At 59.5% G+C, this 12,708-nt stretch carries 8 protein-coding genes, 2 tRNA genes and 3 rRNA genes; 8 read left to right on the forward strand and 5 right to left on the reverse strand.

Features of this window, described 5'->3' with window-relative positions; translation table 11 throughout:
- Position 1: 1 nt before the first annotated feature.
- The 3 genes from trpE to rpe form a co-directional block, all read right to left on the reverse strand.
- Positions 2–1,498 carry an anthranilate synthase component I gene (gene trpE, locus ACEN98_RS19260; RefSeq protein WP_413386511.1) on the reverse strand — a complete coding sequence of 499 codons (1,497 nt, stop codon included), beginning with the start codon at positions 1,496–1,498 and terminating at the stop codon, positions 2–4.
- A gap of 206 nt (positions 1,499–1,704) precedes the next feature.
- Positions 1,705–2,403: a phosphoglycolate phosphatase gene (locus tag ACEN98_RS19265; protein WP_413386513.1), complete on the reverse strand. Its 699-nt coding sequence runs from the start codon at positions 2,401–2,403 to the stop codon at positions 1,705–1,707.
- On the reverse strand, positions 2,403–3,083 hold the full coding sequence (gene rpe, locus ACEN98_RS19270) for a ribulose-phosphate 3-epimerase (RefSeq protein ID WP_413340269.1): 681 nt from the start codon (positions 3,081–3,083) through the stop codon (positions 2,403–2,405). Before rpe ends, ACEN98_RS19265 begins: the two co-directional genes overlap by 1 nt.
- 110 nt (positions 3,084–3,193) lie before the next feature.
- Here rpe and apaG point away from each other — a divergent pair, with 110 nt between their 5' ends.
- Complete coding sequence (gene apaG, locus ACEN98_RS19275) at positions 3,194–3,568, forward strand: Co2+/Mg2+ efflux protein ApaG (RefSeq protein WP_413340250.1); 375 nt, start codon at positions 3,194–3,196, stop codon at positions 3,566–3,568.
- Here apaG and ACEN98_RS19280 read toward each other — a convergent pair whose 3' ends face one another.
- Positions 3,569–3,697, reverse strand: a complete 129-nt coding sequence (locus ACEN98_RS19280) for a hypothetical protein (RefSeq protein WP_267873821.1) — start codon at positions 3,695–3,697, stop codon at positions 3,569–3,571.
- 22 nt (positions 3,698–3,719) lie between these two features.
- Here ACEN98_RS19280 and ACEN98_RS19285 point away from each other — a divergent pair, with 22 nt between their 5' ends.
- Positions 3,720–4,931 (forward strand): murein transglycosylase A, encoded by a 1,212-nt coding sequence (locus tag ACEN98_RS19285; RefSeq protein ID WP_413386514.1) that lies wholly within the window; start codon positions 3,720–3,722, stop codon positions 4,929–4,931.
- A gap of 3 nt (positions 4,932–4,934) precedes the next feature.
- Here ACEN98_RS19285 and ACEN98_RS19290 read toward each other — a convergent pair whose 3' ends face one another.
- Positions 4,935–6,197: an MFS transporter gene (locus tag ACEN98_RS19290; RefSeq protein ID WP_413344705.1), complete on the reverse strand. Its 1,263-nt coding sequence runs from the start codon at positions 6,195–6,197 to the stop codon at positions 4,935–4,937.
- 91 nt (positions 6,198–6,288) lie between these two features.
- On the opposite strand from ACEN98_RS19290, the gene ACEN98_RS19295 reads away from it, so the two are divergent.
- The 6 genes from ACEN98_RS19295 to rrf all read left to right on the forward strand — a co-directional run bounded on the left by ACEN98_RS19295 (position 6,289) and on the right by rrf (position 12,555).
- A complete protein-coding gene (locus tag ACEN98_RS19295; protein WP_160406459.1) occupies positions 6,289–7,065 on the forward strand; it encodes an enoyl-CoA hydratase in 777 nt (258 codons plus the stop codon).
- A gap of 380 nt (positions 7,066–7,445) precedes the next feature.
- Positions 7,446–8,974, forward strand: a 16S ribosomal RNA gene (locus tag ACEN98_RS19300).
- 81 nt (positions 8,975–9,055) lie between these two features.
- Positions 9,056–9,132 (forward strand) — tRNA-Ile (locus ACEN98_RS19305).
- A gap of 11 nt (positions 9,133–9,143) precedes the next feature.
- Positions 9,144–9,219, forward strand: a tRNA-Ala gene (locus ACEN98_RS19310).
- 220 nt (positions 9,220–9,439) lie between these two features.
- Positions 9,440–12,316: ribosomal RNA gene (locus tag ACEN98_RS19315) — 23S ribosomal RNA — on the forward strand.
- Between the two features lie 126 nt (positions 12,317–12,442).
- A 5S ribosomal RNA gene (gene rrf, locus ACEN98_RS19320) occupies positions 12,443–12,555 on the forward strand.
- The 16S, 23S and 5S rRNA genes sit together here with 2 tRNA genes alongside, the layout of an rRNA operon.
- The last annotated feature ends 153 nt before the right edge of the window (positions 12,556–12,708 follow it).

Consider the following 12,708-nt stretch of genomic DNA (forward strand, 5'->3'; position numbering starts at 1 on the left):
GTCAGATCTCCCCATCCAGTCCGTCTTGCACTTGCTCGGCCGCGCGCAGCACGGCGCGCGCCTTGTGTTCCGTTTCCAGCCATTCCATCTCGGGGATGGAATCCGCGACGATGCCCGCCGACGCCTGCACGTACAGGTTGCCGTCCTTGATCACGCCCGTGCGGATCGCGATCGCCACGTCCATCTCGCCGCCGAAGGAGAGATAACCGCAGGCGCCGCCGTAGATGCCGCGCATCACGGGTTCGAGTTCGTCGATGATTTCCATCGCGCGCACTTTCGGCGCACCCGTCAGCGTGCCGGCCGGGAAGGTGGCGCGCAGCACGTCCAGGTTCGACATGCCGTCCTTGAGCGTGCCTTCCACGTTGGAGACGATGTGCTGCACGTGCGAGTACTTCTCGATGACCATCTGGTCCGTGACTTTCACGCTGCCGGTCGTGGCGATGCGGCCGATGTCGTTGCGCGCCAGGTCGATCAGCATCACGTGTTCCGCCACTTCCTTCGGATCGTTCAGCAGTTCGTGCGCCAGTTCGGCGTCGCGTTCCGGCGTCGAACCGCGCGGGCGCGTGCCGGCGATCGGGCGCAGCGTCACCTTGCGGCCGCCGTCGGCGTCCTTCTCGTTGCGCACCAGGATCTCGGGCGACGAACCCACGATCTGCATGTCGCCGAAGTTGTAGTAGTACATGTACGGCGACGGATTCAGCGAGCGCAGCGAACGGTACAGCGACAGCGGCGAATCCACGTACGGCTTGCGGATGCGCTGGCCGATCTGCACCTGCATCAGGTCGCCCGCCATCACGTATTCCTTCGCGACGGCGACGGCCTTCAGGTAGTCTTCCTTGCTGAAGTCGCGCACGGCCTCGGTCCGTACGGAGCTCGACGTCACCGGCGCGTCCACGCTCCGGCGCAGCATCACGCGCAAGTCCTTCAGGCGCTGGCGGGCCTTGTTGTAGGCTTCGGGCTGGGACGGATCGGCATATACGATGAGATACAGTTTGCCCGACAGGTTGTCGATCACCGCCAGCTCTTCCGTCACCATCAGCTGGATTTCCGGCAGGTCCAGTTCGTCGCGCGGCGCCGTGTGCGCCAGCTTCTTCTCGATGTGGCGCACGGTGTCGTAGCCGAAGTAGCCGGCCAGGCCGCCGCAGAAGCGGGGCAGGCCCGGGCGCAGCGCGACCTTGAAGCGGGATTGATAGGCCTCGATGAAGTCGAGCGGATTGCCTTCGTGCGTCTCGATGACGTCCCCGTTCTTCTCGACCGTCGTGACATTGCCGCGCGTGCGCAGCAGCGTCCTGGCCGGCAGGCCGATGAAGGAGTAGCGGCCGAAGCGCTCGCCGCCGACCACGGACTCGAGCAGGAAGGTGTTCTTGCCGGCGTCCTGGCTCTGGGCCAGCTTCAGATACAAGGTGAGCGGGGTTTCGAGATCGGCAAATGCTTCCGCGATCAGGGGAATACGGTTATAGCCTTGCGTGGCGAGCGATTTGAATTCGAGTTCGGTCATGCTTTTCTCCGGGCCGCCCGCAGGGAAGGGGAACGGGCGGCGATTTCTTCAAAAAACCTGCCGGTATCTATGTGCACAGGGCGTGCACCGGCAGCAATCAGCTTGGGTCAGATGGACCAGGATTGCCAGCGTCGCCACAGCCAGGCCTCATGGGCACCGGTTGGGTTGACGATGTGTTTTTTGGCGAAAAACATGGAGTAGATGGTTTAGGAGTTGGCTTTGTTATGAGCGCTGATCAGTTCAGCCGCTTCAAGTAGCGAACCAACTATACCATCGGAATTAATACTTTGCACAGGTTTTCCGTGGTTGTAGCCATACGGGACCGACAACACGAAACACCCGGCCGCGCGCGCGGCTTCGGCGTCGTTGCTGGAGTCGCCGATCGCGACCACGCGCGCCGGCTCCACGTCGAAGTCGCGGCAGACCTGCAGCAGCGGCATCGGATCCGGCTTCTTGCGCGGGAACGAGTCGCCGCCGTAGACCAGCTCGAACCAGGGCGTGAGGCCCTTCTTCGCGAGGAGCGGCTGGGTGAACGCGACGGGTTTATTGGTCACGCACGCGAGGCGCAGGCCCAGGTCCTTCAGGGCCTGCAGGCCTTCGATCACGTGCGGATACAAGGTCGCGCGTTCGCCGTTGATGGCGAGGTAGTGGCGCTGGTAGGCGGCCATCGCGTCGTCGAACACGGCGTCGATGCGGTCCGTGTCGTAGTCGCGGGCCAGCACGTCGCGGATCAGCTTTTCCGATCCCTTGCCGACCATCGGTTCGATGATCTGCTGGGTGATCGGCGCCAGGCCGAATTCCGCGCGCATGCCGTTCAGCGCAAGCTCGAAATCCGGCACGGTGTGCAGCATCGTGCCGTCCAGGTCGATGATGGCGGCCCGGATCGCCGCAGCGCCAGCTTTCATCAGGCGGCCTTTTTCGAGACGGTGGCCAGTTCGGCGCGCATCGCGTCGATGACGGCCTTGTAGTCCGGCTTGCCGAAGATGGCGGAACCGGCCACGAACGTGTCGGCGCCGGCTGCTGCTGCGGCGGCGATGTTGTCGGCCTTGATGCCGCCGTCGACCTCCAGCAGGATGTCGCGGCCCGATTCATCGATCATGCGGCGCGCGAGCGCGATCTTCTTCAGCGCTTCCGGAATGAACGACTGGCCGCCGAAGCCCGGGTTGACGGACATGATGAGGATCATGTCGATCTTGTCCATCACGTGTTCCAGGTGGTGCAGCGGGGTGCCCGGGTTGAACACGAGGCCGGCCTTGCAGCCGTTGTCGCGGATGAGCTGCAGCGTGCGGTCGATGTGTTCCGACGCTTCCGGGTGGAAGGTGATGATGTCGGCACCGGCCTTGGCGAAATCGGGAATGATGCGGTCGACCGGCTTGACCATCAGGTGGACGTCGATCGGCACCTGCACGTGCGGACGGATGGCCTGGCATACCAGCGGGCCGATCGTCAGGTTGGGAACATAATGGTTGTCCATCACGTCGAAGTGGATGATGTCGGCGCCGGCGGCGACGACATTGCGCACTTCCTCGCCCAGGCGGGCGAAGTCGGCGGACAGGATGCTGGGAGCGATGCGGTAGGTCATGATGGGCCGGGGTTGCTTAAGACAAAGCCAGCATTGTACGCCGACGCCGTGCTTTCGGCCGACGTTGTATCATGTGGGCCAAGCGCTCTTTTGCCATTTCAACAAGGAACACCATGCCCGCCTACGATTTCGAGATCACCGTCAGGACCCAATACCTGCCGGAGCAATCCCACCCGGAGCGGACGCAGCACGTGTTCACCTACACGATCACGATCAGGAACACGGGCACCGTGGCGGCCCAGCTGATCTCGCGTCACTGGGTGATCACGGACGCCAACAACAAGGTGCAGGAAGTGCGGGGCCTGGGCGTCGTCGGCCACCAGCCGCTGCTGCAGCCGGGCGAGCAATTCGAATACACGAGCGGCACCCAGATGGAAACGCCGCAGGGTTCGATGGTCGGCGAGTATTTCTTCGTCGCCGAGGACGGCCACCGTTTCGAAGTCAAGATTCCCGAATTCGTGCTGTCGCTGCCGCACGCATTGCACTGATCAGATCTCGGGCGTATCGTTCTTCCTGGTCGAGGACGGCTTCTGCTCGGGCTTGCGGCCCGAGAACATCGTCCACCAGACGATGAACACCAGCAGGAACAAGGCCACGCCGGCCTCCAACATCAGCATCCACATTCCGTTGTCATCCCATATGTTTTCGACACGCCGCAGTGTACCCGCTTTATTGACCCTCGTCGCCTTGCTGGCGGCATGTACCACGACGCCGCCCCCGCAGCCGCCGGTCAGGCTGCCGCCGCCCGTCGGGCCCGTGCCGGTGCCGCCGACCCAGCCGCCGGCGCAGCCGCAACAACCGCCGCCGCCCGCGCCCCTGTTCACGCCGGTCTCGTTCGATGCGTTGCCGGGCTGGCAGCAGGACGACCTGCGCCAGGCCTGGCCTGCGTTCCAGGCTTCCTGCCGCGCGCTGGGCGCGAAGCCGGACTGGAAGGCGCCGTGCGCGGCCGGCAAATCGGTCGACCCCGACGACGGCACGGCCATCCGCCAGTTCTTCGAGACGTATTTCGTGCCGAATCTCGTGCGCACGCCCGACGGCGCGGACGCGGGCCTGATCACGGGCTACTATGAGCCGATGCTGCGCGGCGCCCGCAAGCGCGGCGGCGCATACCAGACGCCTCTCTATAAAGTACCGGACGACCTGATCACCGTGAACCTGGCGAGCGTCTACCCGAGCCTGAAGGGCATGCGGCTGCGCGGACGCCTCGTCGGCAAGACCGTCGTCCCGTACGCCACGCGCGCCGACATCGAGCGCGCGCGCATCCCGGGCAAGGAACTGGTGTGGGTCGACGATCCCGTGGAGGCGTTCTTCCTCGAAGTGCAGGGCTCCGGCCGCGTGCAGCTGGACGACGGCGACACCGTGCGCATCGCCTACGCCGACCAGAACGGCCATCCGTACAAGGCGATCGGCCGCTGGCTGATCGACCAGGGAGAGTTGGCGCCGGGCGAGGCGACGGCGCAGGGCATCAAGGCGTGGATCGCCGCGCATCCGGAGCGTCGCCAGGAACTCCTCAACGTCAACCCGAGCTACGTGTTCTTCCGCGAGGAGCGCCTGCCCGATCCGAACGTCGGCCCGAAGGGCGCCCTGGGCGTGCCGTTGACGCCCACGCGCTCCGTCGCCGTCGACCCGGCCTTCATCCCGCTCGGCGCGCCGCTGTTCCTGTCGACGACGGAACCGGCGGGCGACGTGCCGCTGCGGCGCCTCGTGATGGCGCAGGACACGGGCGGCGCCATCAAGGGCGCCGTGCGCGCGGACTTCTTCTTCGGCTTCGGCGGCCAGGCGGCCGACAACGCGGGCCGCATGAAGCAGCGCGGGCAGATCTGGGCGCTGCTGCCGCGACCGGGTAACTGAGGCTTATTGCCGTATCCGGTGCAGGCGGGTGCCGAACAGCGTGGTGAACGTCAGCAGCAGGGCGCCCGCCGCGACGACCGTCAGGCCGCCGCGCACGCCGAGCCGCTCGGCCAGCGCACCGGCACCGGCCGCGCCGATGGGCGCCACGGCCACCGTCATGAAGCGCATCGTCGACGTCATCCGCCCCAGCAGCGCATCGGGCGTGACGCGCTGGCGCAGCGCGAGATAGGGCAGGAAGAACAGGGTGCCGCCGCAATCGAGGCAGAACACGACGCCGGCATAGGCGGCCGCCGTGGCGGCGCGGCTGCCCAGCAGGTCGCGCGGGATCGTCGGCATCAGCATGAAGCCGAGGCACGAGATGCACAGGCCCGTGGCGATGGCGCCGCCGGAGCCGAAGCGGCGCGTCAGCGGTTTCAATAGCAGAGAGCTCAACAAGACGCCGGCGCCGCCCAGCATCTGCGAGGTGCCCATCAGGCCCGGCGACATCCCCAGCACGCGCGTGGCGAACAGCACGTACAGCGCCGTGTAGCCATAGAACAGCAGGTGCCAGCAGGCGGACGTCCACGCCAGCAGGCGCAGCACCGGCTGGCTCCACACGAATTTCAATCCTTCGGCCACGTCGCGCAGTACGTGCGATTGGGGCGGCTGCGGTTGCGGCTCGCGCGTGCGGATCCGGCGCAGATTCCACAGCGAGACCGTAAAGCCGGCCACGTTGCACAGGATCGCGACAGGCGCCCCCAGTGCCTGCACGAGCAGGCCCGCGATGCCGGGACCGAGCAGGCGCGAGGCGGATTCGGTCGCGCCCAGCTTCGATTGCGCATCGATGAGGCCATCGCGGCCCACGAGGAACGTCAGGAAGATCTGCTCCGCGCTGCCGCCCACGACGAATCCCGTCCCCAACATGAACTGCACGGCGTACAGCCAGTGCACGCTGAGCCACCCCTGCCACCACGCGAACGGCACGCTGGCGAGGCTCAGCGCGACCATCGCATCGCTGGCCAGCATGACGGGCAGGCGCCGGCTGCGGTCGAGCAGGACGCCCGTCGGCAGCGAGAACAGCAGGAACGGCAGGGAGCCGACGGCGGCCAGGGTACCCATCTGGGCTGGCGTCGCGTGCAGCAGCAGGGCCGCGCAGATCGGGAGGGCCAGCAGCGTGATCTGGGCGCCGAAGTTGGTCAGCGTGCTGCTGAACCAGAAACGGCGAAAGTCGGCGTTGCGCAGCTGGCGGTCGGTCGACAGGCGGCTGAGGAGGGAGAGAGGGGGCACGGGTAGATGATAACAAACGCATGATTGCCGTATACGTCACATGCGTCGTTCAGGCGCTACAATCTGGGCTCATCTTATTAAGGGGTGTCCCATGGAATATTCTGACCTGCTGATCGAACACCACGACAAGGTGGTCGTGATCCGCCTGAACCGTCCGAAGGCGCTGAACGCCCTCAACGACAACATGATGAACGAGCTGGGCGACGCGCTCTACAAATTCGACGCCGATCCGGCCGTCAACGTCATCATCCTGACCGGCAGCGACAAGGTGTTCGCCGCGGGCGCCGACATCGCCGCGATGGCCAATTACACGTATGCCGATACGTATCCGGGTAATTACATCGGCCGCAACTGGGAACACATCCTCAATGTGCGCAAGCCGGTGATCGGCGTCGTCGCCGGCTATGCGCTGGGTGGCGGCTGCGAACTGGCGATGATGTGCGACTTCCTGATCGCGTCGGAGACGGCCAAGTTCGGCCAGCCGGAGATCAAGGTCGGCGTGACCCCGGGCGCGGGCGGTACGCAGCGCCTCCCGCGCGCGATCGGCAAGTCGAAAGCCATGGACATGCTGCTGACGGCGCGCATGATCGACGCGGCGGAAGCTGAGCGCACGGGTCTCGTGTCCCGCGTCGTGCCGGCCGACCTCGTGATGACGGTGGCGCTGGAAGTGGCGGAGACGATCGCCGCGATGCCGGTGTCGGTGGCCATGCAGATCAAGGATGCGGTCAACCGCGCGTTCGAGACGACCCTGACCGAAGGCGTACGTTATGAGCGCCGCTTCTTCCATGCGGGCTTCGGTACGCCGGCGCAGAAGGAGGGGATGGCGGCGTTCCTGGAGAAGCGCAAGCCGAATTTCGAGGGTATGTAATTCCCAACACCCCTTGCACGGATGCGGGCGGGTTTGCTATAGTTCGCGTCCTGCTTCTGCAGCGCATGAAATCGAACGAATTCAGTGTGTTGCAGAAACAGCGAGGGGTTGACGAGTTAAGCGAAGCACTGCATAATCTCACTTCTCTGCTGCTGACGAACAAAACGATTCGCAAGCGCAGCAAGGCAGTACCGAATACAGCTCTTTAACAATCAACAGTCGATAAGTGTGGGCGTTTGATGAGGTGCCAGTATCGCTTCGGTGATACTGAATGCTTAAATTATCAAATGTTCACGCAAAAGAAATACGTTGCTCAGCAATGAGTGACGGTCAGTATTTTGAGTGAGCGACATGCTACGAAAGTAGCAAAAACAGAGATTAAACTGAAGAGTTTGATCCTGGCTCAGATTGAACGCTGGCGGCATGCTTTACACATGCAAGTCGAACGGCAGCGCGGGGCAACCTGGCGGCGAGTGGCGAACGGGTGAGTAATATATCGGAACGTACCCAAGAGTGGGGGATAACGTAGCGAAAGTTACGCTAATACCGCATACGATCCAAGGATGAAAGTGGGGGACCTTCGGGCCTCATGCTCCTGGAGCGGCCGATATCTGATTAGCTAGTTGGTGAGGTAAAGGCTCACCAAGGCGACGATCAGTAGCTGGTCTGAGAGGACGACCAGCCACACTGGGACTGAGACACGGCCCAGACTCCTACGGGAGGCAGCAGTGGGGAATTTTGGACAATGGGCGCAAGCCTGATCCAGCAATGCCGCGTGAGTGAAGAAGGCCTTCGGGTTGTAAAGCTCTTTTGTCAGGGAAGAAACGGCTCAGGCTAATATCCTGGGCTAATGACGGTACCTGAAGAATAAGCACCGGCTAACTACGTGCCAGCAGCCGCGGTAATACGTAGGGTGCAAGCGTTAATCGGAATTACTGGGCGTAAAGCGTGCGCAGGCGGTTTTGTAAGTCTGTCGTGAAAGCCCCGGGCTTAACCTGGGAATTGCGATGGAGACTGCAAGGCTTGAATCTGGCAGAGGGGGGTAGAATTCCACGTGTAGCAGTGAAATGCGTAGAGATGTGGAGGAACACCGATGGCGAAGGCAGCCCCCTGGGTCAAGATTGACGCTCATGCACGAAAGCGTGGGGAGCAAACAGGATTAGATACCCTGGTAGTCCACGCCCTAAACGATGTCTACTAGTTGTCGGGTCTTAATTGACTTGGTAACGCAGCTAACGCGTGAAGTAGACCGCCTGGGGAGTACGGTCGCAAGATTAAAACTCAAAGGAATTGACGGGGACCCGCACAAGCGGTGGATGATGTGGATTAATTCGATGCAACGCGAAAAACCTTACCTACCCTTGACATGTCAGGAACCTCCGAGAGATTGGAGGGTGCCCGAAAGGGAGCCTGAACACAGGTGCTGCATGGCTGTCGTCAGCTCGTGTCGTGAGATGTTGGGTTAAGTCCCGCAACGAGCGCAACCCTTGTCATTAGTTGCTACGAAAGGGCACTCTAATGAGACTGCCGGTGACAAACCGGAGGAAGGTGGGGATGACGTCAAGTCCTCATGGCCCTTATGGGTAGGGCTTCACACGTCATACAATGGTACATACAGAGGGCCGCCAACCCGCGAGGGGGAGCTAATCCCAGAAAGTGTATCGTAGTCCGGATCGCAGTCTGCAACTCGACTGCGTGAAGTTGGAATCGCTAGTAATCGCGGATCAGCATGCCGCGGTGAATACGTTCCCGGGTCTTGTACACACCGCCCGTCACACCATGGGAGCGGGTTTTACCAGAAGTAGGTAGCTTAACCGCAAGGAGGGCGCTTACCACGGTAGGATTCGTGACTGGGGTGAAGTCGTAACAAGGTAGCCGTATCGGAAGGTGCGGCTGGATCACCTCCTTTCTAGAGTGGCACGGGAGCTAACGCTCCATCATCAAGCGCCTACGCTTATCGACTGTTCAAAGTTAAACGAGAAGAGTTTTCGGGGCTGTAGCTCAGCTGGTTAGAGCACCGTGTTGATAACGCGGGGGTCGTTGGTTCGAGTCCAACCAGCCCTACCACGTTATGCGTCGGGGGATTAGCTCAGCTGGGAGAGCACCTGCTTTGCAAGCAGGGGGTCGTCGGTTCGATCCCGTCATCCTCCACCACTCTCTGTTCACTGCATTTATGTAAGCCTGCGTGGTTTAGATAAGTGTAGTTCTCGTTCTTTAACAATCTGGAAGAAGTAAAGTTTTCTTTAAGCGTGTAGCTGGTCTAACGATCAGATGCACACTTAGGGTAGAAAATCTGTATGTATCAACAAACAACACAGCTGAACTCTTGTTGTTATGACGTTCCCTGATACTCATGCAGGGGCCAACGTTATAGGGACAAGTGAATAAGTGCACATGGTGGATGCCTTGGCGATTACAGGCGACGAAGGACGTAGTAGCTTGCGATAAGCTGCGGGGAGTGAGCAAACACACTTTGATCCGCAGATTTCCGAATGGGGAAACCCGGCCTTTTAGGTCATTGCATACTGAATACATAGGTATGCAAAGCGAACGCGGCGAACTGAAACATCTAAGTAGCTGCAGGAAAAGAAATCAACCGAGATTCCCAAAGTAGTGGCGAGCGAAATGGGATGAGCCTTGTACGTGATAGTCGATCGAATAGTGGAACAGCCTGGAAATGCTGGCCATAGAGGGTGATAGCCCCTTACACGAAATTCGAACGGTGGTACTAAGCGTACGACAAGTAGGGCGGGACACGAGAAATCCTGTCTGAAGATGGGGGGACCATCCTCCAAGGCTAAATACTCGTAATCGACCGATAGTGAACCAGTACCGTGAGGGAAAGGCGAAAAGAACCCCGGGAGGGGAGTGAAATAGATCCTGAAACCGTGTGCATACAAACAGTCGGAGCCTCTTCGTGGGGTGACGGCGTACCTTTTGTATAATGGGTCAGCGACTTACATTCAGTGGCGAGGTTAACCGAATAGGGGAGCCGTAGAGAAATCGAGTCCGAACAGGGCGACAGTCGCTGGGTGTAGACCCGAAACCAGGTGATCTACCCATGGCCAGGATGAAGGTGCGGTAACACGCCCTGGAGGTCCGAACCCACTAATGTTGAAAAATTAGGGGATGAGCTGTGGGTAGGGGTGAAAGGCTAAACAAACCTGGAAATAGCTGGTTCTCTCCGAAAACTATTTAGGTAGTGCCTCAAGTATCACCATCGGGGGTAGAGCACTGTTATGGCTAGGGGGTCATTGCGACTTACCAAACCATTGCAAACTCCGAATACCGATGAGTGCGAGCTTGGGAGACAGACGTCGGGTGCTAACGTCCGGCGTCAAGAGGGAAACAACCCAGACCGCCAGCTAAGGTCCCAAAGATTGGCTAAGTGGAAAACGAAGTGGGAAGGCTAAAACAGTCAGGATGTTGGCTTAGAAGCAGCCATCATTTAAAGAAAGCGTAATAGCTCACTGATCGAGTCGTCCTGCGCGGAAGATGTAACGGGGCTAAGCCAGTCACCGAAGCTGCGGATATGTGCTTGCACATATGGTAGGAGAGCGTTCCGTAAGCCTGAGAAGGTGTCTTGTAAAGGATGCTGGAGGTATCGGAAGTGCGAATGCTGACATGAGTAGCGATAAAGAGGGTGAAAAGCCCTCTCGCCGAAAGCCCAAGGTTTCCTGTTCAACGTTCATCGGAGCAGGGTGAGTCGGCCCCTAAGGCGAGGCAGAGATGCGTAGCTGATGGGAAGCAGGTTAATATTCCTGCACCGTCGTATGATGCGATGGGGGGACGGATCGCGGAAGGTTGTCCAACTGTTGGAATAGTTGGTTCTTGACTCATAGAAGGCGCTTAGGCAAATCCGGGCGCGTAATTCAAGGGGTCGAGACGTGTGTCCTTGTGACACGAAGCAATCGGAAGTGGTTCCAAGAAAAGCCTCTAAGCTTCAGTCATACGAGACCGTACCGCAAACCGACACAGGTGGGCGAGATGAGTATTCTAAGGCGCTTGAGAGAACTCGGGAGAAGGAACTCGGCAAATTGGTACCGTAACTTCGGGATAAGGTACGCCCCGGTAGCTTGAATGGTTTACTCCATGAGGGTGAAAGGGTTGCAATAAACTGGTGGCTGCGACTGTTTAATAAAAACACAGCACTCTGCAAACACGAAAGTGGACGTATAGGGTGTGACGCCTGCCCGGTGCTGGAAGATTAAATGATGGGGTGCAAGCTCTTGATTGAAGTCCCAGTAAACGGCGGCCGTAACTATAACGGTCCTAAGGTAGCGAAATTCCTTGTCGGGTAAGTTCCGACCTGCACGAATGGCGTAACGATGGCCACACTGTCTCCTCCCGAGACTCAGCGAAGTTGAAATGTTTGTGATGATGCAATCTACCCGCGGCTAGACGGAAAGACCCCATGAACCTTTACTGTAGCTTTGCATTGGACTTTGAACCAATCTGTGTAGGATAGGTGGGAGGCTTTGAAGCGGGGACGCCAGTTCTCGTGGAGCCAACCTTGAAATACCACCCTGGTTCGTTTGAGGTTCTAACCTTGGCCCGTGATCCGGGTCGGGGACAGTGCATGGTAGGCAGTTTGACTGGGGCGGTCTCCTCCTAAAGTGTAACGGAGGAGTTCGAAGGTACGCTAGGTACGGTCGGACATCGTGCTAATAGTGCAATGGCATAAGCGTGCTTAACTGCGAGACCGACAAGTCGAGCAGGTACGAAAGTAGGACATAGTGATCCGGTGGTTCTGTATGGAAGGGCCATCGCTCAACGGATAAAAGGTACTCTGGGGATAACAGGCTGATTCCTCCCAAGAGTTCATATCGACGGGGGAGTTTGGCACCTCGATGTCGGCTCATCACATCCTGGGGCTGTAGCCGGTCCCAAGGGTATGGCTGTTCGCCATTTAAAGTGGTACGTGAGCTGGGTTTAAAACGTCGTGAGACAGTTTGGTCCCTATCTGCCGTGGGCGTTGGAAATTTGAAGGGGGCTGCTCCTAGTACGAGAGGACCGGAGTGGACGAACCTCTGGTGTACCGGTTGTCACGCCAGTGGCATTGCCGGGTAGCTAAGTTCGGAAGAGATAACCGCTGAAAGCATCTAAGCGGGAAACTCGCCTTGAGATGAGATTTCCCGGAGCCTTGAGCTCCTTGAAGGGTCGTTCGAGACCAGGACGTTGATAGGTCAGGTGTGGAAGTGCAGTAATGCATTAAGCTAACTGATACTAATTGCCCGTACGGCTTGTCCCTATAACCTTGGCAGTCATTGCCAATGCAAGGGTTCAGCTGTTTGTTGAGACAACAGATTACGAAAACTGCTTCTTCCGGATTCAGAGTGACGCATGCACTATGCAAGCGGCACTCGTACAAGTTATGCCTGATGACCATAGCAAGTCTGTACCACCCCTTCCCATCCCGAACAGGACCGTGAAAAGACTCTGCGCCGATGATAGTGCTGCAACCAGTGTGAAAGTAGGTTATCGTCAGGCTAGTTATATGCAGAAGCCCGCTCAGTATGCACTGAGCGGGCTTTTTGCTTTTCAGCTGTCCACAATGGATATCAAATTCAGCCTCGCAAACGAAAATTTTCGCATCGTCATAGAAAAAACTGCAGCGTTGATACGATATTGAAGCCTGGTGGC

This window comes from Massilia sp. CT11-137 (assembly GCF_047302885.1).
In the GTDB taxonomy this organism is placed as follows: Bacteria; Pseudomonadota; Gammaproteobacteria; order Burkholderiales; family Burkholderiaceae_D; genus Telluria; species Telluria orientalis.